This is a genomic window from Pseudarthrobacter phenanthrenivorans Sphe3 (genome assembly GCF_000189535.1).
In the GTDB taxonomy this organism is placed as follows: domain Bacteria; phylum Actinomycetota; class Actinomycetes; order Actinomycetales; family Micrococcaceae; genus Arthrobacter; species Arthrobacter phenanthrenivorans.
This window is the reverse complement of record NC_015145.1, coordinates 3,262,495-3,286,994: the sequence shown is the minus strand read 5'-3', so window position 1 is coordinate 3,286,994 and position 24,500 is coordinate 3,262,495. Positions and strand designations below refer to the sequence as shown.

At 65.6% G+C, this 24,500-nt stretch carries 22 protein-coding genes; 15 read left to right on the top strand and 7 right to left on the bottom strand.

The features are described from left to right. The first annotated feature begins 74 nt into the window (after positions 1–74). Together ASPHE3_RS15250 and ASPHE3_RS15245 are read left to right on the top strand one after the other, a co-directional pair. Complete coding sequence (locus ASPHE3_RS15250) at positions 75–818, top strand: DUF4386 domain-containing protein (protein WP_013602091.1); 744 nt, start codon at positions 75–77, stop codon at positions 816–818. Next, positions 815–1,951 carry an NAD(P)-dependent alcohol dehydrogenase gene (locus ASPHE3_RS15245; protein WP_013602090.1) on the top strand — a complete coding sequence of 379 codons (1,137 nt, stop codon included), beginning with the start codon at positions 815–817 and terminating at the stop codon, positions 1,949–1,951. Before ASPHE3_RS15250 ends, ASPHE3_RS15245 begins: the two co-directional genes overlap by 4 nt. 234 nt (positions 1,952–2,185) lie before the next feature. On the opposite strand, the gene ASPHE3_RS15240 is transcribed toward ASPHE3_RS15245, so the two are convergent. Continuing rightward, positions 2,186–2,893 (bottom strand): hypothetical protein, encoded by a 708-nt coding sequence (locus ASPHE3_RS15240; RefSeq protein ID WP_148258119.1) that lies wholly within the window; start codon positions 2,891–2,893, stop codon positions 2,186–2,188. Positions 2,894–3,280: 387 nt separating this feature from the next. Between ASPHE3_RS15240 and ASPHE3_RS15230 the strand changes: the two genes are divergently transcribed. From ASPHE3_RS15230 to ASPHE3_RS15200, 7 genes are all read left to right on the top strand, one after another. After that, on the top strand, positions 3,281–3,853 hold the full coding sequence (locus tag ASPHE3_RS15230) for a hypothetical protein (protein WP_013602088.1): 573 nt from the start codon (positions 3,281–3,283) through the stop codon (positions 3,851–3,853). Between the two features lie 483 nt (positions 3,854–4,336). Continuing rightward, positions 4,337–5,329 carry a 1,2-phenylacetyl-CoA epoxidase subunit PaaA gene (gene paaA / locus ASPHE3_RS15225; RefSeq protein ID WP_013602087.1) on the top strand — a complete coding sequence of 331 codons (993 nt, stop codon included), beginning with the start codon at positions 4,337–4,339 and terminating at the stop codon, positions 5,327–5,329. Continuing rightward, a complete protein-coding gene (gene paaB / locus ASPHE3_RS15220) occupies positions 5,326–5,706 on the top strand; it encodes a 1,2-phenylacetyl-CoA epoxidase subunit PaaB (RefSeq protein ID WP_013602086.1) in 381 nt (126 codons plus the stop codon). The genes paaA and paaB overlap by 4 nt, the downstream gene beginning before the upstream one ends. Then, on the top strand, positions 5,703–6,605 hold the full coding sequence (gene paaC, locus ASPHE3_RS15215; protein ID WP_013602085.1) for a 1,2-phenylacetyl-CoA epoxidase subunit PaaC: 903 nt from the start codon (positions 5,703–5,705) through the stop codon (positions 6,603–6,605). The genes paaB and paaC overlap by 4 nt, the downstream gene beginning before the upstream one ends. Positions 6,606–6,610: 5 nt before the next feature. Further along, entirely contained in the window at positions 6,611–7,138 is a 528-nt protein-coding gene (gene paaD, locus ASPHE3_RS15210) for a 1,2-phenylacetyl-CoA epoxidase subunit PaaD (protein WP_041653064.1), read from the top strand. A gap of 9 nt (positions 7,139–7,147) precedes the next feature. Then, the gene (gene paaE, locus ASPHE3_RS15205; RefSeq protein ID WP_013602083.1) at positions 7,148–8,389 is read left to right on the top strand and encodes a 1,2-phenylacetyl-CoA epoxidase subunit PaaE; all 1,242 of its coding nucleotides are present in this window, start codon (positions 7,148–7,150) and stop codon (positions 8,387–8,389) included. Between the two features lie 27 nt (positions 8,390–8,416). Further along, complete coding sequence (locus ASPHE3_RS15200; protein ID WP_013602082.1) at positions 8,417–9,199, top strand: enoyl-CoA hydratase/isomerase family protein; 783 nt, start codon at positions 8,417–8,419, stop codon at positions 9,197–9,199. Positions 9,200–9,268: 69 nt separating this feature from the next. Here ASPHE3_RS15200 and aceB read toward each other — a convergent pair whose 3' ends face one another. Further along, on the bottom strand, positions 9,269–10,885 hold the full coding sequence (gene aceB / locus ASPHE3_RS15195) for a malate synthase A (RefSeq protein WP_013602081.1): 1,617 nt from the start codon (positions 10,883–10,885) through the stop codon (positions 9,269–9,271). A gap of 288 nt (positions 10,886–11,173) precedes the next feature. Here aceB and ASPHE3_RS15190 point away from each other — a divergent pair, with 288 nt between their 5' ends. The 3 genes from ASPHE3_RS15190 (at position 11,174) to ASPHE3_RS15180 (ending at position 15,190) form a co-directional block, all read left to right on the top strand. Then, complete coding sequence (locus ASPHE3_RS15190; RefSeq protein ID WP_049786140.1) at positions 11,174–12,871, top strand: L-lactate permease; 1,698 nt, start codon at positions 11,174–11,176, stop codon at positions 12,869–12,871. Between the two features lie 67 nt (positions 12,872–12,938). Further along, a complete protein-coding gene (locus ASPHE3_RS15185; RefSeq protein WP_013602079.1) occupies positions 12,939–14,309 on the top strand; it encodes an FAD-binding oxidoreductase in 1,371 nt (456 codons plus the stop codon). A 155-nt stretch (positions 14,310–14,464) separates the two neighbouring features. Beyond that, complete coding sequence (locus ASPHE3_RS15180; protein ID WP_013602078.1) at positions 14,465–15,190, top strand: FadR/GntR family transcriptional regulator; 726 nt, start codon at positions 14,465–14,467, stop codon at positions 15,188–15,190. 6 nt (positions 15,191–15,196) lie between these two features. Here ASPHE3_RS15180 and ASPHE3_RS15175 read toward each other — a convergent pair whose 3' ends face one another. Then, on the bottom strand, positions 15,197–15,889 hold the full coding sequence (locus tag ASPHE3_RS15175) for a GntR family transcriptional regulator (protein WP_013602077.1): 693 nt from the start codon (positions 15,887–15,889) through the stop codon (positions 15,197–15,199). A 134-nt stretch (positions 15,890–16,023) separates the two neighbouring features. On the opposite strand from ASPHE3_RS15175, the gene ASPHE3_RS15170 reads away from it, so the two are divergent. Beyond that, the gene (locus tag ASPHE3_RS15170; RefSeq protein WP_013602076.1) at positions 16,024–17,742 is read left to right on the top strand and encodes an L-lactate permease; all 1,719 of its coding nucleotides are present in this window, start codon (positions 16,024–16,026) and stop codon (positions 17,740–17,742) included. Next, positions 17,742–20,588, top strand: coding sequence for an FAD-binding and (Fe-S)-binding domain-containing protein (locus ASPHE3_RS15165; protein WP_013602075.1), 2,847 nt, complete (start codon positions 17,742–17,744; stop codon positions 20,586–20,588). Before ASPHE3_RS15170 ends, ASPHE3_RS15165 begins: the two co-directional genes overlap by 1 nt. Here ASPHE3_RS15165 and ASPHE3_RS15160 read toward each other — a convergent pair. Continuing rightward, the gene (locus tag ASPHE3_RS15160; RefSeq protein WP_041652259.1) at positions 20,585–20,776 is read right to left on the bottom strand and encodes a hypothetical protein; all 192 of its coding nucleotides are present in this window, start codon (positions 20,774–20,776) and stop codon (positions 20,585–20,587) included. The two genes, ASPHE3_RS15165 and ASPHE3_RS15160, sit on opposite strands and share 4 nt — an antisense overlap. Next, the gene (locus tag ASPHE3_RS15155; RefSeq protein WP_081459863.1) at positions 20,776–22,059 is read right to left on the bottom strand and encodes an alpha/beta fold hydrolase; all 1,284 of its coding nucleotides are present in this window, start codon (positions 22,057–22,059) and stop codon (positions 20,776–20,778) included. Before ASPHE3_RS15155 ends, ASPHE3_RS15160 begins: the two co-directional genes overlap by 1 nt. 202 nt (positions 22,060–22,261) lie before the next feature. Between ASPHE3_RS15155 and galU the strand changes: the two genes are divergently transcribed. Further along, positions 22,262–23,152: a UTP--glucose-1-phosphate uridylyltransferase GalU gene (gene galU / locus ASPHE3_RS15150; protein WP_013602073.1), complete on the top strand. Its 891-nt coding sequence runs from the start codon at positions 22,262–22,264 to the stop codon at positions 23,150–23,152. Positions 23,153–23,170: 18 nt separating this feature from the next. Here galU and ASPHE3_RS15145 read toward each other — a convergent pair whose 3' ends face one another. Continuing rightward, on the bottom strand, positions 23,171–23,572 hold the full coding sequence (locus ASPHE3_RS15145; RefSeq protein WP_013602072.1) for a VanZ family protein: 402 nt from the start codon (positions 23,570–23,572) through the stop codon (positions 23,171–23,173). 328 nt (positions 23,573–23,900) lie between these two features. Beyond that, positions 23,901–24,494: an LPXTG cell wall anchor domain-containing protein gene (locus tag ASPHE3_RS15140; RefSeq protein WP_013602071.1), complete on the bottom strand. Its 594-nt coding sequence runs from the start codon at positions 24,492–24,494 to the stop codon at positions 23,901–23,903. Positions 24,495–24,500: the final 6 nt, after the last annotated feature.

Here is a 24,500-nt window from a genome sequence, read left to right as displayed (position 1 = left end):
GTACGCGGTACACCTTACGTTTCTCTTATCAAAGGTGTACGCCGTACACCTTGATCTTCACAAGGAGAAAGACCATGACCGCTCTCCAGCCGGGGACCGCCGCCCGCCGTCCCATGGCTTCACACCGGAAGACTTCCCTGGCCGCCGGCGTGCTCTACCTGCTGACCTTCGTGTCCATCCCCACCCTCTTCCTCTACGGCCAGGTCAAAACAGACCCCGCGTACATCACCGGCCCCGGCCCCGACACGTTGGTGGTGGCCGGCGGACTGCTGGAGGTCGTCGTCGCCCTGGCCTGCATCGGCACCGGCGTGGCCCTGTATCCGGTGGTTAAGCGCCAAAATGAAGGGCTCGCACTCGGCTTCGTTGCGGCGCGGATCCTGGAAGCCGGCGCCATCTTCGCCGGGGTTGTGGCGCTGATGTCCATCGTCACCCTGAGGCAGGCCGGCGCCGGAGACGATGCACTGGTCACCGGCCAGGCGCTGCTGGCCCAGCACACGTGGACCACCCTGCTGGGTCAAGGCCTCATCCCAGCGTTCAACGCACTGCTGCTCGGCTCGCTGATGTACAAGTCCCGCCTGCTGCCCCGGGTGCTGCCCGTGCTCGGCTTCATCGGGGCGCCGCTGCTCATCGCAGGTGCAGTCGGAATGCTCTTCGGCCTCTGGGGTCCGGTGTCGCCGCTGTCCGGATTCGGAGCCCTTTTCCTGGCCAGCTGGGAGTTTGGGATGGGCATCTGGCTGGTGGTTAAGGGATTCAATGCCGACGCCGTCGCCCGGCTGACCGCGCCAGGTACCGATGCGACGGGCGGGGCAGGGCGATGAGGGCCGCCGTCTACCGCCGCTTTGGTGGTCCGGACGCAGTGCGCATCGAGGAACGGCCCAAGCCTGCCCCGGGACCCGGCGAACTGCTGGTCAAGGTCCGGGCGGTCACTGTCAGCGCCGCGGATTACAGGGCCCGTACCAAGAAGGTTCCCAAGGGGCTGAAGCTGCCCACTTCAATCACCCTGGGCTTCGTCAAGCCGCGCATCCCGGTTCTCGGCATGGACCTGGTCGGCATTGTTGAATCAGTCGGTGCCGGCGTCACCCGCTTCAAGCCCGGCGACGAGGTCATGGCGATGCTCGGCGCCAAGTTCGGCGGCCACGCCGAGTACGCCACCGTCCCTGAGGATGGAGCTGTCACAGCAAAGCCCCGGAACCTGACCTTCGAGGAAGCCGCGGCGCTGGTGTTCGGCGGGATCACCGCCCAGGCATTCATGGGCCGGGCGGCCCTCCGGCCGGGGGCGAGGGTGCTCATCATCGGGGCGTCGGGCGCCGTCGGGACTGCCGCCATGCAGCTCGCCACCCTCGCAGGCGCCCACGTCACTGCGGTCTGCAGCGGCAGCAACGCGGACCTGGTGCGCTCCCTCGGCGCGCAGCGCGTGATCGACTACGCCACCGAGGACTTCACGGCCGTGGGGGAGACGTACGACGTCGTCATGGACTGTGTGGGCAACGTACCGTTTGGCCGGTTGGAGCCAGTGATCAAACCCGGGGGATCGCTGCTGTCCGTGGTCGCCGACCTGGCAGCGATGCTCACCGCGGGCAGCCGCTCCCGCAGGACGGGCAAGCGCGTCACTGCCGGCAACGTTCCCTTCACGGCGGCTGATCTCGCGCGCGTGGCAGAGCTGGCGGAGACCGGCCGGCTCAGGCCGGTCATCGACCGCATCCTTAGTCTCCCGGACATCGCCGAGGCGCACCGCTACGTGGACGCAGGGCGCAAGGTGGGCAACGTCGTCGTACAGATTGCCGGGGCGGAAACGGCAAACCCGTCTCAGACCTCGCCGCTCATCTGCGCAAGGTATCCCACGCAGAGCCCGCCGCCGAGCAGTGTGAAGATTCCCAGGCCCATGAGCAGCCCCGCACCCAACGGGGACGTGCGTGGCCGGACCGCCAGCACAATCGCCACCACCAGATAGACGGCGATTGGAAGGAATGCTGCGGGCCCGGCAAGGAAGGTCTTGTACCCTTCATCCGGAGCGATACCCCTTGTTGTCCCAAAATAAAGCGCATAAAGGGCAGGAGTCCCCAGCAGGATTCCGAGCACCATGAGGCCGAGCCCCCATTCAGGGCGCCGCTCCTCTTCGCCGGGCCAATTGTCATCGCTCATTCCACTGTTCCTTCCACCTTCGGGCGGAACGGAAATGCCTTCTTCAGAGGTCGTGGGGACATATTTCCGTGCCCGCCAGCTCAGGCCTTCCCTGCCCGAAGGAGGTGTCGTCGTCGCTTCCGGCCCAGACCAAACCGCCCTTGGGGCAGGACATCACAGCGAACGCCCGGCCATCGAGGTGCGCCCGGAGGTGGCGCCCGTCATCCTCCACCACTTGCCAGCCCGCCGCGGGCAGAGCCGCACGGTAGTGCTGCAGCACATCGGCGTCTCCCGGGAGCACAAACCCACGGCTGCAACCGCCCACGCCGCTCATGCCGCCACCGGTGAACTGGCCGATGTGAGTGATGGAATCGAACACCTGCTGGGACTCCCGGTCCGCGCTGGCCATCGGCTCATCCGTGCCCTCGATCACGCATTGCGGGGTCGAAGCGAACTGCGCCTGGAGCCGCTGCCCCAGGGCCGCGGGGGTGACAGCGAACATCCCGATCAGCATGAGGACCGGGATAGCCACGGCCGCAAAACGCATCCACCGCCGGGTCGCGATCATGAAACCGATGATGGCAATCACCGCCACCAGGCCCAGCCCCAATCCGGAGGGTCCGGCCGTGAGACCCCACGTGAGCCCCTCCAGTGCGGTCCCGCTAATATCGCCGTAAATTCTCATGAATTCGTAGTGGACCAGCACGGCCAGAAGAGCCAGGCCTGCCCCAATGACGAGCAGCACCGCGGCGGAAACGGCTCGGCCGGTCACGGGCATGGCTCAGTGTAGTCCTGGGCCGTCGCGCGTCAACAGGTGCCGATCGCGAAGGCTATATCGGGTGAGTTTTGCGGGTGGCCGGGCCCGGACCGGGCGGGCGATCTCGAGCTCCTGCTCGCATCCATCAGCTACATGCAGCATCCGCTTCTTGACCTCTATCTCTCATGTTTCCTAAGGGCGGCCAGGCCTTTGGCGCATGCGTTGAGCTGGTTGTCGATGGCCTGCTCCGTGCCCGCAGGTATGGAGACTGGGCGCGTTTTTTGCGGGTGGACCGTTCTTGGCGCAATAACGCCGCAGTAACGGCGGTAATGGTGCACTGTGGCTCATTGTCGGCACATCGCTGTTCTGGGCCAAAGCATGTCTTTCGGGAAGGGGCTGGACATGGAATCACCCGCAACGGAAGGGAATCCGGCCACGAATGATGGCAAGAAGCGTTTCTCCCTAAGCCATCTGTTGGAGAGTAGTGGATTCTGGGGAGCGACGGGCGCACTTCTGGGCGCCCTTGTTGGTGGCATCTTTACCTTCATGGCGGCGGCGATGTCCACGTCGGCGGAAGCGGAAAGAAGCCGTCACGCTTTTTTTCTGGCCGAACGGGTGGCGGTCTACTCAGGCCTTCTGGGCGATGCGCAGGCCTTTCAACTGTCCGCAACCCGGTACAACAACCTGGTGCGGCTGAACACCGAGGACACGCCGGAGGCGAAAGCTGTCCTCGAAGAAGCCAAAGCCGACTATGACGATGCAGTTGCTGCATGCTGGCAGGTAGAAGTTATCGCCACAGAAGCCGTCCAGGAAGCCAAGCAATCCATCGCGCGGGAATTGGATAAAGCCTGGAACTATCTCGATGATGAGACCACGGAGGCTGCCGAGTACTTCCAGACTGTTGACAAGGCCATGACCGGTCACACCACGCAGTTCGCCCAGGCTGCGGGCCAGGAGCTGGAAGCCGGGCGTTGAGGGCCGAGGCGGGCAACGCCCGACCATTCCCTGAGGTGCTTCTGGGTATTGGCTCGCACGTGAGTGTGTGGGAATGGTGCCCGCGTGTTGAGCGAGGGAACGGCATGTCCTGCCAAGGTGAGCGGGTCCTTGGAGGCGCCTCGGGCAGGAACGTACGACGACGGCACGCGCCTCGGGCGCTAACGGCAAGGGCCGCGGGGGAGGGTGAGAGAGCGTCAGGGGAAAAGCGACATCGAGTGAGAGAGCGTCGCAGGGAAACCGACATCGAGTGAGAGAGCGTCGCAGGAAAACCGACATCGAGTGAGAGAGCGTCGCAGGAAAACCGACATCGAGTGAGAGAGCGTCGCAGGGAAACCGACCTTGAGTGAGAGAGCGTCGCAGGGGGAGGGCACGCTTGACGGCCCCGCGGGCTTCCGCATATCCTGAACGAACGGTCGGTAAATAATTCCGCACGTCCCTGAAGGTCTTTGCATAGGAGCAACCATGGCAGCGCAGAACTTGCAGTCAGTGCCCGCTGAGCTAACCCCGGAAGAGGAGGCGGCAGGCCAGGCCAACTTCGACCGCGTCATTGCCGAGGACTCACGCATCGAGCCCAAGGACTGGATGCCGGCGGCCTACCGCAAGACCCTCCTGCGCCAGATCTCCCAGCACGCGCACTCGGAGATCATCGGCATGCAGCCCGAGGCCAACTGGATCTCCCGCGCCCCGAGCCTGAAGCGCAAGGCCATCCTCATGGCCAAGGTCCAGGACGAAGCCGGCCACGGCCTCTACCTCTACTCAGCCGCCGAGACCCTGGGCCAGAACCGGGACGAGATGACCGATGCGCTGATCGCCGGCAAGGCCCGCTACTCCAGCATCTTCAACTACCCGGCGCTGACCTGGGCTGACATGGGTGCCATCGGCTGGCTGGTGGACGGCGCAGCCATCTGCAACCAGGTCCCGCTGTGCCGCGCCTCCTACGGCCCGTACGGCCGCGCCATGGTCCGCATCTGCAAGGAGGAGAGCTTCCACCAGCGCCAGGGTTTCGAGATCCTGCTGGAACTCTCCAACGGCACCCCCGCGCAGAAGCAGATGGCCCAGGACGCCGTGAACCGCTGGTACGCCCCGGCCCTGATGATGTTCGGCCCGCCGGATGACGATTCGCCCAACTCCAAGCAGTCCATGGCCTGGAACATCAAGCGCTTCAGCAACGATGAGCTCCGCAGCCGCTTCGTGGGCATGATGGTTGAGCAGGTCAGGGTCCTGGGCCTCACCCTCCCGGATGACCAGGTCCGCTTCAACGAGGACAGCAAAAAGTGGGAGCATGGCCCGCTGGACTGGGAAGAGTTCCACGAGGTCCTGGCCGGCCGCGGCCCTTGCAACTCCCAGCGCCTTGAGCGCCGCAGGCAAGCGCACGACGACGGCGCCTGGGTCCGCGAGGCAGCCGCCGCCTACGCAGCAAAACAGTCAATGAAGACGAAGGAATACGCAGCATGAGCCCGCACGGCAACCCGGAAGTTCCCGCCAGCTCGGCCACCGAGATCAACCGCGAAGCCCCGAAGGCGTCCCCCGCACCGCAGGAGCACCACGACCGCAGTGCCTGGGGCCTGTGGGAGGTCTTCGTCCGGTCCAGCCGCGGCCTTAGCCATGTCCACGCCGGCTCCCTGCACGCCCCGGACGCCGCCATGGCCCTGCGCAACGCCCGCGACCTCTACACCCGCCGCAACGAGGGCGTGTCCATCTGGGTTGTCCCCGCTGACGCCATCGCCGCCAGCGACCCCGACTCCAAGGGCGCGTTCTTCGAGTCGCCCCAGGGCAAGGACTACCGCCACGCCACGTACTACACCAAGAGCGAGGGAGTGAAGCACCTTTGAGCACTACAGGCCACGGCGACATCTCCACCGGTGTGGCGGGCGGCGACTCCAACGCCTCCGCCACCCGCATCACCCCCGGCAACGCCCTGCGCCCGGAGGACATCGCACTCGAGGTCCGCACCGGCCTGGCCAAGCCCAGCGAGGACACGGCAGAGTACGCACTCCGCCTGGGCGACGACGCCCTGATCCTCGCCCAGCGCCTGGGCCACTGGATCTCCCGCGCCCCCGAGCTGGAGGAGGACATCGCCCTGGGCAACATCGCCCTGGACCAGCTGGGCCACGCGCGCAGCTTCCTCAGCTACGCCGGCGGCGCCATGACGCACGACGACGGCTCTGCCAAGTCCGAGGACGACCTCGCCTACTTCCGCCGCGAGCACGAGTTCCGCTCCGTGCAGCTGTTCGAGCAGCCCAACGGCGACTTCGCCGCCACGATTGCCCGCCAGTTCGTGGTGAGCTACTACCAGTTCCTGCTCTACAGCCGCCTCACGGAATCACAGGACGAAACCTTGGCCGCCATCGCCGCCAAGGCCGTAAAGGAAGTGGACTACCACCGCGACCACGCAGCCCAGTGGGTCCTCCGCCTGGCCGGCGGCACCGAGGAATCGCGCACCAGGATGATCCACGGCTTCCGCATCATGTGGCCGTACGTGGAGGAACTCTTCCGCGACGACGAGCTGACGGGCCGCCTCGCCGGGGCGGGCATCGCCGTCGAACCTTCCTCGCTCAAAGAGGACTTTGACCGGCTCACCGCAGAAGTCCTCACCGAGGCCGGACTCGAGGTGCCGGACGTTCCGGCAGCCCCGGGCGGCGGCCGGCAGGGCAGGCACTCGGAGTACCTGGGCTACATCCTGGCCGAGATGCAGGTGCTGGCCCGCGAGCATCCCGGAGCAAGCTGGTGACCGTCATGGACATTTACGTGTCGGACTTTGAGCCAAAGACCAAGAGCCCGCAGCAGAAGGCGTGGGACATTGCCGCCACCGTGGTGGATCCGGAGATCCCGGTGCTCAGCATCGCGGACCTGGGCATCCTGCGGGACGTGGAGGTGGCAGGAGACCACGTAAAAGTCACCATTACCCCCACATACTCGGGCTGCCCGGCCATGGACGCCATCCGCGACGACGTCAAGACCGCCTTCGAAAAGGAGGGCTACACCGACGTCGAGGTTGACCTGGTGCTCTCCCCGGCCTGGACCACGGACTGGATGACCGAAGAGGGCAAAGCGAAGCTGCAGGAGTACGGCATCGCCCCGCCCACCGGCCACTCAAAAGCAGCCCGCCACGCCGGCCCCATCCGCCTGAGCATGGCGGTGAAGTGCCCGCAGTGCGCCAGCCTGAACACCAAGGAACTCACCCGCTTCGGCTCCACCTCCTGCAAGGCGCTCTACGTCTGCCAGGACTGCAAGGAACCGTTCGACTACTTCAAAGTGCTGTAAGGAAGCCCCATGCCTGTTGTCCGCCAGACTGCCGCCGAGGAGGCGCAGGCCACCGGCCGCCGTCGTCCGTCCTTCCACACCCTCGCCGTGAAGGAGGTGCGCCGGCTCACCGAGGACGCCATCGAGGTTTCCTTCCATGTGCCCGCGGAGCTCGCCGGCCATTTCGACTACCTGCCCGGCCAGTACGTGGCGCTGCGCACCACGCTGCCGGACGAGACGGGTGAGCCCAAGGAAATCCGCCGCAGCTACTCCATCTGCGCCGAGCCGCGCAGCTTCGAGGACGGCACCAGCGAGATCCGCGTGGCCATCAAGAAGGACCTGGGCGGGCTGTTCTCCACCTGGGCCAACGCCGAGCTGAAGGCCGGAGACACGCTGGACGTGATGAGCCCCATGGGCGCGTTCGTGTCCAAGTTCGGCCGCGACGGCCAGGCCATGGAGCAGAACCGGATGAACTCCATGAACAACCCGGAGGAGCTGGCGGGGGACGTCGCCTCCCAGGGGGAAGCCAGCTTCGTGGCTATCGCCGCCGGCAGCGGGATCACCCCGGTGATCGCGATCGCCCGCACCCTGCTGGCCAAGAACCCGGACTGCCGGTTCGACCTGATCTACGCCAACAAGGCCGCCATGGACGTGATGTTCCTGGAGGAGCTGGCGGACCTGAAGGACAAGTACCCGCAGCGGCTGGCCATCCACCACGTGCTGTCCCGCGAGCAGCGGATCGCGCCGCTGCTGTCCGGCAGGATCGACGCCGAGAAGCTCCAGCAGCTGCTGGGCACCGCTATCCACGCGGACGACGTGGACGAGTGGTTCCTGTGCGGGCCGTTCGAGCTGGTGCAGCTGTGCCGCGACACCCTGGCCGAGCGCGGCGTGAAGCCGGAGAACATCCGGTTCGAGCTGTTCACGTCCGGCAAGCCGGACAAGCCCGAGGGGAACGCCGGCCGGCCCGTGCTGGTGGACGAGTCCAAGGAGACGTACAAGATCACGTTCAAGCTGGACGGCCTGCAGGGCGAGGTGGCCAGCCCCACCCACGCCCGCGAGTCCATCCTCAACGCCGCGCTGCGGGTCCGCCCGGACGTGCCGTTCGCGTGCGCCGGGGGAGTGTGCGGGACGTGCCGGGCCAAGGTGGTCACCGGCAGCGTGACCATGGACGAAAACTACGCGCTGGAGCAGGATGAGCTGGACAAGGGCTACGTGCTGACCTGCCAGAGCCACCCCACCAGCAAGGAAGTCACGGTCGACTTCGACGTCTAAGCATCACCAACCACCACAAGGAGTCCCATGATTTCCCTCTCCATCAACAACGGCGTTGCCGAGGTGGTGCTGGACGCACCGTACAAGCTCAACTCGCTGGATGAGCAGGCGCTGGCGGAGCTGTCCCAGGCGTACGACGACGCTGCTGCCGCCGCCTCGCGCGGTGAGGTGCGGGCGCTGCTGCTGAGGGGAGAGGGCAGGGCCTTCTGCGCGGGCCGGGACATCCAGAACGTGACCCCGGAGAGTGACGACGCCGCCGCGTACCTGGGCGGGCTGGTGGCTCCGCTGTTGAAGAAGATGGCGGCTTTCCCCGCACCGACGTTCGCCGCGGCGCACGGTGCGTGCCTGGGCGTGGGGCTGGGGCTGCTGCTGGCCACGGACGTGGTGTACGTGGCGGAGAACGCGAAGTTCGGCTCGCCGTTTGCCAAGCTGGGGGCCACGCTGGACTCGGGCGGGCACTGGTACTTCACCGAGCGGCTGGGCATGCACCGGACGCTGGACCTGATCTACACCGCGGACCTGATCTCCGGGGCCGAAGCCGTGGCGCAGGGACTGTTCAGCCGGGCCATGCCCGCGGAGTCTTTGCTGGAGATCACGCGCGGGATCGTGGGCCGCGTTGCCCAGGGTGCCACGGGGGCATTCACCGCCAGCAAGGAACTGGTGGCGCACATCCGGGACCAGCGCCTGGGCCTCTGGGAGGCCATGCAGGAGGAGAACGCCGAGCAGGCCCGGCTCTGCAAGACCGACGATTATGCCGAGGGTTTCCGGGCGTTCCAGGAGAAGCGCGAGCCGCAGTTCGGAAACCGATAGCAGGGCGAACTCGAGGTCCGCTGCCACAGGTCAGCGGACCTCCAGCCCCCCAAAGGGTGGGACAGCCTCCTACCGGGCCGCCATTTCTGATTCCAGTACCTCGTAGGCCGGTGTGGTGAGGAAGTCGGTGTAATCCTCGGAGAGACAGATCTCCGAAATGATGCGGGATGCCGGCTCGTAGTACCGGCTGAACAGTTCCTCGCCCACCTCGTTGCGGAGCTTTTCCGTTTCCTCGGCCAACAGACGTTCAACCAGTTCCCGGGTTGCCGTGTTCCCGGTGTCCGCGTAAACCACTTCGTTGCGGATCTGCTGCCAGACTTGCGACCGTGAGATTTCCGCCGTTGCGGCGTCTTCCATGAGGTTGTGGATGGCGACGGCCCCGTTCCCGGACAGCCATACTGCAGTGTAGGCGACAGAAACGTACAGGTTTCCGCGGAGACCGGCCTCGGTGGCCTCGCCGGGCGCCGACTCTATGTCGAGCAACTGTTCGGCGGTGACGTGGACCTCGGGGCGGGTTCGCTGCACTTGGTTTGAGGCGTCCCCGAGAACCCCGTCGAACACCTCCATACAGATGGAAACGAGGTCCGGGTGTGCAACCCAGGAGCCGTCGAATCCGTCGTTGGCCTCGCGGGTCTTGTCAGCCCTTACTTTTGCGAACGCCTCTTCGGTGACTTCCGGCTGGCGGCGGTTCGGAATGACGGCTGCCATGCCGCCCATGGCAAACGCGCCGCGCTGGTGGCAGGTCTTGACCAGCAGTTCGGTGTAGGCGCGCATAAAGGGAACTGTCATCGATACCGCGGCACGGTCAGGCAGCGTGAACTTTGAACCGGAATCGCGGAAATACTTAATGATGCTGAACAAGTAATCCCAACGTCCGGCGTTCAGCCCGGAGGCGTGGTCGCGGAGTTCGTACAGGATCTCGTCCATCTCAAAAGCGGCGGGAATGGTTTCCACGAGCACGGTAGCCCGAATAGTTCCCTGCGGGATGCCGAGGGCGTCCTGCGCGAAAACGAAGATTTCGTTCCACAGACGGGCTTCAAGGTGGCTTTCCATCTTGGGCAGGTAGTAATAGGGGCCATGGCCGTTGTCGAGGAGCCGCTTCGCGTTGTGGAAGAAATGTAGTCCAAAGTCCACCAGGGCGCCGATGGCGGGCTTGCCATCGAACTCCAGGTTCCGCTCATCCATGTGCCAACCGCGGGGGCGCATGATGACGACGGCGGTGGGCGCGTCGGTGCGCAGGGCGTAGGTTTTGCCCTCGGGCGAGGTGTAGGCCAGGGTTCCGCGTGTGGCGTCGTACAGCGAGAGCTGGCCGTCGATGACGTTGAACCACGTTGGGCAGCTGGCGTCCTCGAGGTCTGCCAGCCAGACTTTGGCTCCCGAGTTAAGGGCGTTGATCGCCATCTTCGCAGGAGAACAGGGGCCGGTGATTTCCACCCGGCGGTCCTGAAGGGCGGGCGGCACCGGGGCGACGGTCCAGTCACCCTCCCGCACTGCTGCTGTCTCCGGCAGGAAGTCCAGGGTGCCGGTCTTTCCGGCCTCTGCGCGGCGCTCCTGACGCGCAGCAAGACGCGTATCCCGTTCGGAGGCGAAGCGCCTGTGGAGTTCGGCCAGGAACTCAAGGGCTTCCGGCGTCAGGATTTCCGCCGCGCGGTGGAAGGGCAAGTGGGCGGGTGAGGTCAGGGGCATTACAGAATCCTTTCGAGCGAGTTTCACGATACGGACATTATGTTCTACAAAACGAAAAAACAAGGGTTTCGAATAAATCGGTCAGACCATTGACGATTGGTCAGACCGATACGTAGGGTTTGTCCACGAGGTAAAACTTATTTCTCACATGGTGGAATCTTGTTTTCGCCCCACGTGTGAACCTCGAACCCGTGCCCCATCCTCCCCGCTCCAAATACAAAGGAGTTTTTTGTGAGCACCTACCAGCAAGTAGTGGACCCTCTTTGGGGTTCGCTCGGCCTGTCCGCGATGTGCGCGGCCCTGCCGTTGATTCTCCTGTTTGTCCTGTTGGGCGTTTTCCGCGTGAAAGCGGCCAAAGCCGCACTCGCCAGCCTGGCACTGTCCATCATCCTTGCCCTGGCGGTCTGGCGGATGCCTCTGGACCAAGTGTTCAGCGCTACGGCCGCCGGGGCGTTTTACGGATTGTTTCCCATCCTGTGGATCTTGATCAACGCCCTCTGGGTATACAAGCTCACTGTGGCAACGCCTTGGTTCGATGCCTTGGGCCGGACCATCCGCTCCATTTCCAACGACCTCCGGATCCTTTCGATCCTGATCGCGTTCTGCTTCGGCGCCCTCCTGGAATCGCTCGCAGGGTTTGGTGCGCCCGTTGCCATCACAGCGGCGATGATGATGGCCGCGGGCATGAAGCCGCTGAAATCCGCGATCGTCTCTCTCCTGGCCAACACCGCTCCGGTTGCCTTTGGCGCCATGGCCGCGCCGATCATCGCCCTGAACGGCGTCACGGGCCTGCCGCTGGATGAGCTGTCCGCGATGGCCGGCCGCCAAACCCCCTTCATAGCACTAATCGTGCCACTGCTGCTCGTCTTCATCGTCGACGGAAGGCGGGGCCTGAGGCAGACCTGGCCCGTTGCGCTGGTGGCCGGCGCGGTGTTCGGCCTCTTCCAGTTCATTACGGCCAACTATTTCGCGGTGGAATTGACCGACGTCGTGGCGGCTGTGGCTACCGTTGCTGCCGTGCTCCTGATGCTTCGTATCTGGCAGCCGCGGGAAATTATCGATATGTCCGGGCAGGGTGGCGAGTCAGGCCAGCCGGAGGAGGAAGGGCCGCGGTCCGGCCACTCCCGGCCCGGCCGCGGCGCCTCCGGAAGGGTCCCGGCGTCGGCGTCCGTTACAGAGGCCGTGTCCGCGGCAGCCACCACGCGTGTCCTGACGCCCGCTGCAGGACCCGCGCAGCGGCCCGGCCGCCGGGAGATCTGGATGGCCGTAGCGCCCTACCTGATCATCATGACCATCTTCTCCATCGCCCAGATCCCGGCAGTCAAGACCTGGTTAAGCGCCGCTGGAAGCGTGAGCTTCGCGTGGCCGGGACTGGACGTCGTGGACGCCGACGGGAAGCATGTTGCCGCGCAGAAGTTCAAATTCGACCACCTCAAGGCAACCGGCACACTGCTCCTGATCTCCGGCCTCATCACCATGGCCTTGTACCGCATTTCGGCGGCCCAGGGCCTGCGCATCTACTGGGAGACCCTGAAACAGTTGCGCTGGACCATCCTCACGGTCACCACCGTGCTCGCCCTGTCCTTTGTCATGAACCTGTCCGGGCAGACTACGTCTCTCGGTCTTGCCCTTGCCTCGGCCGGCGGCTTCTTCGCCCTCCTCTCGCCACTGATCGGCTGGATCGGTGTTGCGCTCACTGGGTCAGACACCTCGTCCAACTCGCTCTTCGGCCAGATGCAGGCCACCGCCGCTGAACAGACCGGACTCTCGCCGGTGCTGATGGCAGCGTCCAACTCCTCCGCCGGCGTCATGGGCAAGATGCTCTCGCTGCAAAACTTGGCCGTCGCCTCGGCCGCGGTGGGCCTGGAAGGCGCCGAGGGCACCCTGTTCCGCAAGCTAATCGGCTGGAGCCTGGGCCTGCTGGCTCTCATCACGGTCCTGATCTTCCTGCAGTCCACTCCGATACTCGGCTGGATGATCCCCTAAACCCCCATCTCCATGAAAACTGCGGCCAATAAAACGGCGTGCAAGAAAACAAAGAGGTTTCCTTTCCATGAGCACAACCACAGCTGTCACAGCATCAGCAGCACTCCTCACTGCAAGCGCAAACGCCTCCACAGACCTGGATGAGCGAGTCAGGGTAAGTACGGACCGGTCCGGTTACGTTCCGCCGAGCCTTCCCGACGGCGTTGTGTATGCCACGAATGAAGAAGAGGTTGTGGCAACCATGAAGCTTGCCGCGGCCCACAACGTCCCGGTGGTTCCCCGCGGCGCAGGAACCGGCCTTGCGGCCGGAGCCTCGGCCCAGGCCGGCGAAGTGGTCCTCGACCTCGCCCGGATGAACCGGATCCTGCACATCGACCCCGTGGAGCAACTGGCAGTGGTTGAACCCGGTGTCCTCAACGCTCAGGTGAATGCCGCCGCCGGGGAACACGGACTCTTCTACGCGCCGGACCCCGCCAGCACGGCAATCTGCTCCATCGGGGGCAACATCGCCACCAACGCCGGCGGAATGTGGTGCGCAAAGTACGGCGTGACTCGCGAGTCCGTACTGGCGCTCCGCGTCGTGCTGCCCGACGGCCGGGTGCTGCGGACCGGGCGGAACACCATCAAGGGCGTCACTGGGTATGACCTGAATGCGCTGATGATCGGGTCCGAAGGAACACTCGGGGTGGTGGTCGAAGCAACCCTCCGCCTTCGACCCCGGCCCGTCCAGACTGCCACCGTCGCCGCCTATTTCCCCGATGTAGACGCCGCCGCCCTGGCCGCATCCGCGATCATCGCCGCCCGGCTGCAGCCCTCGGTGCTGGAACTCATGGACGGACCCACTTTGGAGGCCGTCGATACGGTGCACGGCACCAACCACCGGTCAAAGGGAGGCGCATTCCTACTGGCCCAAACTGACGGTTACGGTGCGTTCCTGGAGCAGGACGTCCTCCTCCAGGCCATCCAGCCGTTCGCCACCCACATCGAGAAGGCAGTGGATCCGGCGGAAGCAGACGCCCTCGTGGCCACCCGTCGGGAAGCGATCCCGTCGCTTGAAAAGCTCGGCCGCGTGTCCATCTGCGACATCGGGGTGCCGCGGAACCGGCTGGCCGACGTCTTCGCGGGACTGGAAGACATCTCCCGGAAAACCGGGGTCCGGATCTTCAACGTGGCACACGCTGCGGACGGAAACCTGCACCCCATGATCGTGGTCGATCCTGACCAGTCCATCACGGAAGGTCCCGCTAAGAAGGCCCTTGGCGACATGTTCTACCTGGCACAGCGCCTTGGCGGCACCCTGACCGGGGAGCATGGCGTCGGCCTGCTCAAGCGCGACTGGCTTGAGGACGAGCTCGGTGCCACTTCACTCGAACTCCAGCGCTCCATCCGCAACGTCTTCGACCCCCAGGGGATCCTGAACCCGGGCAAGGCTATCTAAGCCGACGCCTGCGCCAAGCACGAGGAGTTTTTGGGCGGGTAACGGGTCTTTCCCAATGGTTAGGCCTAGTTATCCGTCCAAAAACTCTTGCTGCGAGGGTTCCCGGGAGGCGGCGGGCGGAGCGGGGGCGCAGGTTGTTAGGGCAGGATGGAACCATGACCAAACCTTCGGTGGCTCCGGGAACCAGGCGGACGTACGACGTCCTGGTGGAGGACGTTGAGGCGGGGCTGCGTTCGGGCCGGTTCAAAATCGGGGACCAGCTCCCCGGGGAACGCATCCTGGCGGAGACTTACGGCATCTCGCGTGCTTCAGTGCGTGAAGCCATGCGCCTGCTAGACGCGATGGGGGTCCTCCGGAGTTCCAACAGGTCCGGCCCCAAATCCGGCTCGGTCATCGTTTCGGAGCCGTCAGCAGGCCTGTCTTCCACCCTCCGCCTGCACATCGCCAGCAACCGGCTTCCCGTGGAGGAAATCGTCGAAGCGCGGATCCTCCTGGAGACCTGGGCAGCCCGCACCGCGGCCCAGCATGACGACCCCGCCGGGATCCAGCACGCCAGGGAACTTCTCGAAGCGATGGATGCTCCGGAAATGGACCCGGAAACCTTCCACGCCCTCGATGCACAATTCCACCTTGCCCTCAGTGCCCTGGCTGGCAACACGGTTATCGAAACGATCATGGATTCGCTCAGCGGTTCAATCCGTGGCTATATCAAGGACGCCCTGGATTCCCTTGGACAATGGCCGGTTGTGCTGGAGGAGCTGAGGGCCCACCACCACGGGATCTTCGGGGCCGTGGAGGCGAAGGATGCTGACCGCGCCGCCGAGCTGCTACGGATGCATATCCTCTGGCTGTACGAGAAGGCGACCAACAAGGCCAGCTAGGCCGGTTTACCGGGCTGAGAGCTCGTAGGGGAGGTCTGCCTCCGGCCCGGCCTCGCCGCCCATCGCGGCCACCAGTCGCTCCCGGGCACGTCCCAGGTGCTGGTCGAGCAGTCGGGCAGCCTCTTCACCCTTGCCGGCCTCGATCAGTTCCAGGAGCTTCTGGTGCTCGGCCTGGATCAGGGCGGTGTCCAGCAGGTGCAGCGACTGCACCCGGGACATGCACAGACGCACTTCTGCAACCAAGGACGAGTACATCCTGCTGAGTCGCTCATTGCCCACGGCATCGATCAGGCTGGTATGGAACCGCATGTCCGGCTCCACCACGTCCAGCGGCGCGCCGGTGGTCAGCGCAGCGATATCCCGGTTGGCCTGCACGGCCCCAGCGGGAACGGTCCGCGCCGCGGCAAGCCGTCGGAGCACCTCGCTCTCCAGGTAGGCCCGCGCCAGGTAAATGTCGCGCACGGAGGACGGTCCCAGGTCCGCCACCCGGGCGGTCTTGTGTACGCCGCGGACCAGCAGCCCCTCGGCCACCAGCTTCTCGATGGCGGCTTTGGCTGTGGGGCGGGCCACCTCGTAGGACGTGGCCACCTCGGTCTCGGTCAGGGCCTGCGCAGAGGCCAGCTCGCCGGAGAAAATGCGCAGCCGCAGGTCGGAAGCCACGGCTTCCACAATGGATACAGCTGAAATACGGCCCGCCACGGAGTTCCTTTCGCAAGGGGTTATCCGGTTCATTTTGCCAGACAAGTGTTCACGCGTCTTGACGCACATGTGTACTTGTTAGACAATCATTGAGTCGTCACGCCGCTGTGGCGCTGCTCACGTTATGGAGTCCTATGTTTCAGCAGATCCTCGATCCCATTGCCGGATCCCTCCTGCTTTCCGCCTTGTGCGCCGCCCTTCCCCTGGTGCTGTTGTTCGTCCTGCTGGGCGTCTTCCGGGTCAAAGCCGCCAAGGCGGCCATCGCCAGCCTGGTCCTGTCCCTGGTCCTGGCCGTCGCAGGCTGGCAGATGCCGTTGGACCAGGCCCTCAGCGCCACGGCGGCCGGCATCTTCTACGGGCTGTTCCCCATCCTGTGGATCCTGATCAACGCCCTCTGGATCTACAAGCTCACCGTGGCCACGCCCTGGTTCGATGCCCTGGGCCGGACCATCCGCTCCATCTCCAACGACCTCCGGATCCTCTCGATCCTGATCGCCTTCTGCTTCGGCGCCCTCCTGGAATCGCTCGCCGGCTTCGGCGCACCGGTCGCCATCTCCGCGGCGATGCTGATGGCGGCCGGCATGAAGCCGCTCAAGTCGGCCATCGTCTCGCTCCTGGCCAACACGGCACCGGTGGCCTTCGGCGCCATGGCCGCACCGATTATCGCCCTGAACGGCGTCACCGGCCTGCCGCTGCATGACCTGTCCGCCATGGCCGGACGCCAAACACCCTTCATCGCCCTGATCGTGCCGCTGCTGCTCGTCTTCATCGTGGACGGCAAACGCGGCCTGAAGCAGACCTGGCCGGTAGCGCTCGTCGCCGGCGCCGCGTTCGCCGCCGCCCAGTTCGTCACCTCCAACTACTTCGCTGTGGAACTGACCGACGTCGTGGCCGCGGTGTTCACCGTGGCGGCGGTGCTGCTGATGCTGAAGGTCTGGCAGCCGAAGGAGTCGGTGGGCGTCGGGGGAGCGGTGCAGGACGCTGCCGTCCCCGCACTGGCCGGCGGGAAAAGTGCCGGCACCAGCGGAACACAGGGCAGCACGACGGCGGGTTCCCGGCTGGAGAGCACCGCGGCCGGTTCCGGAGTCCCCACGGACAACACCCGCCCGGCGCCCCGCGAGGTGTGGCTCGCCGTCGCGCCCTACCTGATCATCATCGCCGTGTTTTCCATCGCCCAGATTCCGGCCATCAAAACCTGGCTGGGGCAGGTGGGCAGCGTGACCTTCGCCTGGCCCGGCCTGCACATTGAGGACTCGGCCGGCGAAGCGGTAGCGGCCACGAAGTTCAAGCTGGACCACCTGAAGTCCACGGGAACGCTGCTGCTGCTCTCCGGCATCATCACCATGGCGCTGTACCGGATCTCCGCGGGCAAGGCACTGGGCATCTACCGCGAGACGGTTGTCCAGCTGCGCTGGACCATCGTCACGGTCACCGCCGTGCTGGGCCTGTCCTTCGTGATGAACCTGTCCGGGCAAACCACCACGCTGGGATTCGCGCTCGCCTCGGCCGGCGGCTTCTTCACCCTGCTCTCGCCACTGATCGGCTGGATCGGTGTTGCCCTCACCGGCTCGGACACATCCTCCAACTCGCTCTTTGGCCAGATGCAGGCCACCGCCGCCGAACAGGCCGGACTCTCGCCGGTGCTGATGGCGGCCTCCAACTCCTCCGCCGGCGTGATGGGCAAGATGCTTTCACTGCAGAACCTGGCCGTGGCCTCGGCAGCGGTTGGGATGGAAGGCTCGGAAGGAACGCTGTTCCGCAAGCTGGTGGGCTGGAGCCTGGGCCTGCTGGCCCTCATCACGGTCCTGATCTTCCTGCAGTCAACCCCCGTACTCGGCTGGATGGTGCCCTGATGCAAACACTCGACCGTTTCCGCCAGGCTGTGGCCGATCCGGCGCAGGTGAAGACCCGCGCGATTGACCTGCACGCCAACGCGCACGACGCCTCCCACTTCCTGCTCATCCCGCAGGCCGTTGTGATGGCAAAGGACGCGGCGGAGGTGGGCGGCCTGCTCCGCGCCAGCGCCGCGCAGGGCCTCCCGCTCACCCTCCGGTCCGGCGGCACCAGCCTCAGCGGCCAGGCTGTCACGGACGGCGTGCTGGTGGATGTGCGGCGCAACTTCCGGGACGTGGAAGTGCTCGACGGCGGTGCGCGGGTCCGCGTGCAGCCGGGGGTCACGGTGCGGGCCCTGAACGCGCGGCTGGCGCCGTACGGCCGAAAGTTCGGACCGGATCCTGCCAGCGAGGCCGCGTGCACCATCGGCGGCGTGGTGGCGAACAATTCCTCCGGCATGAACTGCGGCACGGTGGACAACGCCTACCAAACGCTTGAGTCCCTCACCGTGGTGCTGCCGTCCGGCACGGTCATCGACACCGGAGCGGCGGACGCGGACCAAAAGCTGCGGACGCTGGAACCGGAACTCTATGAAGGCCTGGTACAGCTCGCGGCAAGGGTGCGGGGCAATCAGGATTCCGTGGACCGCATCCGCCAGCAGTTCAGCATGAAGAACACCATGGGCTACGGACTGAACTCCCTGCTGGACTACACCAGCCCGGTGGACATGCTGGCGCACCTGATCGTGGGCAGCGAAGGCACCCTGGGCTTTGTGGCCGAGGCGGTGTTCCGCACAGTCCCGCGCCTGCCGCACGCCGCCACGGGCCTCCTCGTCTTCCCGGACCTGCAGGCCGCCAACGCGGCCTTGCCGGCGCTGGTGGACACCGGCGCCGCCACGGTGGAACTCCTGGACGCCCTCTCGCTCAAGGTGGGCCAGACGCTGAAGGGGACGCCCGCCGTCGTACGCGACCTGGCAGTCCGGGAGCACGCGGCGCTGCTGGTGGAATACTCCGCCGGGCAGCCGGATGAAGTTGCGGCACTGCGGGAGGTGGGCGAACGCGCCTTGGCCGGCCTGAACCTGGCTGCACCGGCGCAGTTCACGGATGACACGTCCGCGCGGGCTCAGCTGTGGCACCTGCGGAAGGGCCTGTATGCGTCGGTGGCGGGTGCCCGGCCGCAGGGGACCACGGCGCTGCTGGAGGACATTGTGGTTCCGGTGCCGGTCCTGGGCCGCACGTGCCGTGAACTGATCAGGCTGTTCGAGAAGTACCGGTACGAAAACAGCGTGATCTTCGGCCACGCGAAGGACGGCAACGTCCACTTTATGCTCACGGACGGCTTCGCCACGGGGGAGGAGCTGGACAGGTACAGCGCCTTCACCGAGGACATGGTGGACCTGGTGTTGGGCGAGGGCGGGTCGCTCAAGGCGGAGCACGGCACCGGCCGGGTGATGGCCCCGTACGTGCGGCGGCAGTACGGCGACGAGCTGTACGGCGTGATGCGCCGGATCAAGCAGCTGTTCGACCCTGCCGGCATGCTCAATCCCGGCGTCCTCATGGACGACGACCCCCAGGCGCACCTGCGCCATATCAAAACAGCCCCGCCGGTGGCCGAGGAAGTGGACCGCTGCGTCTCGTGCGGGTACTGCGAGCCGGTCTGCCCCAGCAAGGACATCACCCTGACACCGCGGCAGCGCATCGTTACCCTGCGCGCCATCGAGGCCGCCCGGCTCGCCGGCGACGCGGCGCTGGTGAAGGAGCTGGAGAAGGACTACGACTACGAGTCCGTGCAGACCTGCGCCGTGGACGGGATGTGCCAGACGGCCTGCCCCGTAGACATTAACACCGGCCTGCTGGTCAAGCGGATCCGGCGGTCCGAGGCCGGCCCGGTGGCCAACGGCGCGTGGAACGCCGCGGCCAAGCACTGGGAAGGCGTGACCCGCGGAGCCTCACTGGCCCTGACCGTGGTGAACAAGCTGCCAGCCCCGGCGGTCGTGGTGCCCAACAAGGCGGCGAGGGTTGTGCTGGGCACGGATACGGTGCCGCTGTACTCGCCGGAGCTGCCGGGCGGCGGTTCCTTGCGGAAACGTCCGACGCCGGATGGGGCGCCGGACGCCGTCTACTTCCCTGCGTGCGTGGGGACCATGTTCGGGCCGGCCGGTCCGGGCAAGGCTGGTTCTGCCGGTGCCTCCGGCAGCGGGCCTGACGGGCGCGGCGTCCAGTACAGCTTCGAGCAGCTGTGCGGGCGCGCAGGCATCACGCTGCTGGTGCCGGAGGGCATCGACGGGCTGTGCTGCGGAACCCCGTGGTCCTCAAAAGGCATGGTGGCCGGCCAGGAGACGATGCGCCAGAAGACCCTGGCCACCCTTAGGGAAGCCACCCGCGATGGTGAACTTGCCATCATCTGCGACGCCTCGTCGTGCACGGAGGGGCTGCGCCAGGCGGTGGAATCGGATGTTCCGCTTGTGGGCCAGCGGCCGCTGCGGATCGTGGATGCCGTGGACTTCGCCGCCGAGCACATCCTGCCTCACCTGCCGGACCACGCAAAGCTTGAGTCCCTGGCCCTGCACCCCACCTGCTCCTCTACGCGAATCGGGATTAACGGATCCCTGGACGCGGTGGCGGCTGCAGTTGCGGAGAGGGTGGAAGTGCCGCTGAACTGGGGCTGCTGTGCTTTCGCCGGGGACCGGGGCATGCTCCATCCCGAGCTCACGGCATCTGCCACCCGGAAACAGGGCGAGGAGGTTGCGCAGCTGGGGTCCGCCGCCCATGCCTCCTGCAACCGCACCTGCGAGCTGGGCATGACCCGCGCAACCGGAGCCGACTACCGGCACGTGCTGGAGCTGTTGGAGGAAGTCACCCGCTAAACGCCCGTGACCAGGACAGCCGTGCCCAGGAGGATCAGCAGTTCGGCGAGGATTCCGGGCAGGATGTTGCCCAGCAGCACGAGTGACAGGATCTGGCCGGCCCAGGACAGCGTGACGGCGATGACCACGAAGGCTGCCACCGGATGCCGCTTGATGAGTGCCAGGGGAGCGGCAGGGGAGGCGTTCATCAGCCCGCCCCGGACAGCGGGCGGATGTTGTTGACCATCTCGTCGATAAACACGTCCTGGTTGTCGGCGCTGCCGAGGCCGTGCCCGCCTTCAAGCCAGACCAGCTTCTTGTCCGGGGCGTTCAGGGCGTTGTAGTACTCCTCCACCAGGGCGGCCATGGCGTTGACGTCGTGCCGGCCGACGAAGAAGTACACCGGCACCTGCAGTTCCCGCGCCTGTTCCTTGAAGTCCAGGCCCTCCAGCTGCGGGTACACCACGTTGAACGTTTCGATCAGTCCGCGGGTGTGGTTGATTTTGTCGATGTAGCCGTATTCGGGGACGAAGAACGGGATGAGGGGCACGATGACCGTGAACCGCGGCGTGCCCATGATTTCGTTGAGCACGTTCAGGAAGTCGACGTAGGGGGAGACCACGTTGTCCCCGCGGTAGGGCGGTGGGCCGTTGCGGCGCAGCTGCTCCGCCCGCCCGGTGTCGCCCTGCTGGTCGAGGTGCCGCAGGGCCAGTTCGTAGCCCATGCGGTCGTTCTCGGTGGTGTTCACCATTTGGCCGCTGCTGACGAACGCGTGGTAGAGCTCCGGGTGTTCCTGGACCAGCCAGATGCCGATGATGCTGGACCAGGACACCCCGTAGATGAAGATCTTCTGCTGCCCGAACCGGTCCCGGAGCAGGTTGGTGAGGGCCACGGCGTCGGCCACGTACCGTTCCTTGTCCAGCTCGCTGAAGGGCACGGCGCCGTAGGATTTCCCGGTGCCGGGCTCGTCCCAGCTGACCACGGTGAAGTGCTCCTCGAGCGGCCGGAATTCCGGGGCGTTGAAGAATCCGCCGCCGCCCGGGCCGCCCATGCCCAGGTTGAGCAGCACCGGGTTGGAGGTGTTGCTGCCCCGGACCAGGATCGACTGCTCGCTGCCGTTCAGCTCCACTTTCTCGACGCTCGCGATGCTGCCGGGCAGGGGGCGGCCGTCCGCGCCGGTGATTGGCGCCGTCGTCGTGAAGACCTGCGAGGCGAGGACGGCAGCGGCAGCGATGAGCACCAGGACCCCCAGACCGGCCGGCTGGGCGTAGGGCTGCCGGCGGCGGACCACCAGCCAGGCCACCGCCGCCAGCGCCAGCAGCAGCAGGGGCAGCCACGCCAGGACCGGCACCCCCGTGGTGAGGGGCAGCAGCACCACCGGCAGGAGCAGGATGACGGCGGCCACCAGCGCGAGGGCTGTCTTCCAGCCAATAGCACGACGGCGCCGCGGCGGGACGGGCGCTTCCGTGGCGGTGGCGCCGTGGGCTGGCATTGTCTGATGGGGGTTCATGGCATAGGGGGAGTTCGCTCGGGGAAGGGTGGCAGGGGATGGAGCGGGTGGACCCCAGCAGGTCTTCTTTCGAGGATCCGCCCACCGGAAGCCAGCTTCTAGGGCTGAAGGTCCTGCTGTTCCCGGCGCAGGCTTTCCGGGGCGAGAATTGCCTTTGTCCGCTGCTGATTTGTAAGGTTCACCTATGACTACGGGGAAAGCTATCACCAAAGCCGTCATTCCTGCTGCCGGATTGGGGACTCGCTTCCTGCCCGCCACCAAGGCAATGCCGAAGGAAATGCTGCCGGTTGTTGACCGGCCGGCCATCCAGTACGTCGTTGAGGAAGCCGTGAAGTCCGGCCTCACCGACCTGCTGATGATCACGGGGCGCAACAAGCGCTCCCTGGAGGACCACTTCGACCGTGAGCCGGGCCTGGAGCGCGCCCTGGAGCTCAAGGGCGACAAGGACAGGCTGGAGTCGGTGGAGCACGCCTCCGAGCTGGGTCCCATCCACTACGTCCGCCAGGGCGAGGCCAAGGGCCTGGGCCATGCGGTGCTGTGTGCCAGCCAGCACGTGGGCAACGAACCGTTCGCTGTGCTGCTGGGCGACGACCTCATTGACGAGGCCGAGGACCTGCTCACCACCATGATGGAGGTGCAGCAGAAGACCGGCGGTTCGGTGATCGCCCTGATCGAGGTGGACCCGTCCCAGATCAGCGCTTACGGCTGCGCGGACATCACCCCTGTGGACGGCGAGGATTACGTCCGCGTCAACAGCCTGGTGGAGAAGCCGGCCGTGGGGGAGGCCCCGTCCAACCTGGCCGTGATCGGCCGCTACGTGCTGCACCCGTCCGTGTTCGGCATCCTGGAGAAAACGGAGCCGGGCCGTGGCGGGGAGATCCAGCTGACCGACGCGCTGCAGACCCTGGCCGCAGCCGAGGGCGAAGGCTCGGGCGTGTACGGCGTGGTCTTCAAAGGCCGCCGCTTCGACACCGGAGACAAGCTGAGCTACCTCAAGGCCGTCATCACGCTGGCTTCCGAGCGCGTTGAGTTCGGCGAGGACCTGAAGACCTGGATGAAGGGCTTCGTTAACTAGCTCTGAGCTTTCACTGACCTACTGGAGGTCCGCTGCCGGAAGGTGGCGGGCCTCCATTTTTGTAAGTGCCGCAGCGGCCAGCAGGGCGCCGATCACAGCGCCTGACGCGTTTGTCACAAGATCTTGTGGGGTTGCAGAGCGGTTGTGAAGAAACAGGAGCTGTCCCAGTTCCATGCAGCCGGAGATCAGCAGTCCAAAAGTAGCAATGTGCCACCATTGCTTTTCAGGAAAAGAAAGCTTGCTGACAATTCCGAGGGGTACGAAGAGCAGTACGTTCGCCGAGGCTTCGACGAATCTGTAATTAAACCAGGTTGGAATTCCGATTTCGTGCAGGGATTGCAAGATGTCCGCCAGTTGGCCTTGAACGGGCTGATCAACAGGGGTGGGCCAAAAGGCGATGAATGCCAGCGGGATCAACATAGCCGCAAGGAGCGCCTGCCAGAGCCTGCGGTTGTGGAGGTACCTCAAGCCGGGCCTCAGGAGGTCCGTAGTAGGGCTATTGCTGCGGTGCCCAGGGCGGAGACGGCGAGCAGAAAAAGAAGGGCGTAGCGGAGAACCTGGGGGCGGGGGAGTGGTATCGAGAAATCGTACTGTCTTGGTGCTTTTCGCCAATGTCTCCCCATAGTCCTAATTGATACCACAGCAAGCTCGGTGCCTGAGCCAGTTGGCGCCCTTAAACGCAGAAGGTGGGTGGGTCTCCGATTCCGGAGACCCCCCACCTACTTTGGTATTTGTTCGGGGTTTGCCGCTACGCAGCAGCCTCGGCCTTGGCGCGGCGGCGGACAACAACAACGGAGGTTGCGCCGGCGGCAAGTGCGCCTGCGCCGACGAGGGTCCACAGGACCAGGCCGGAGTCAGCGCCAGTGTTGGCGAGACCTGCACCGGTGTTGGCCAGTGGTGCGCCCCCGGTGTTAGCGAGTGAAGCCATAACGGTGACTGAGACCGGACCGACGACAACACCAGAAGTGTTACCCGTTGCCGTAATGGAGTAGGTACCCGGTTCGCTAATGGAGATCGGCAGCGAGAACTTGCCCTGTGCATCGGCGGTGGTGGTGAGGGTGCTGGGCGCCATGTACAGGCTGATCTTCCCAACCACTGCAGTGCCACCTGCAATGCTTGCGCCGTCAGAGGCAGGGGCGTCGCCCGGAGTCACGGTGATTGTCAGAGTTTCGCCAGCCAGAAACCCCTGACCGCTAAAAATGAAATCTTCACCCGGGCCCACGACGCCATCGGAGACGGCAGCCTGAGGCGGCAGAGCAGGGTAGGTTGCGGCCATGGCGGGTGCCGAGCCAATGAGTGCAATGGAGCCCGCAAGTGCGAGTGCAGCGAAAGCCTTCTTCATGTGTCC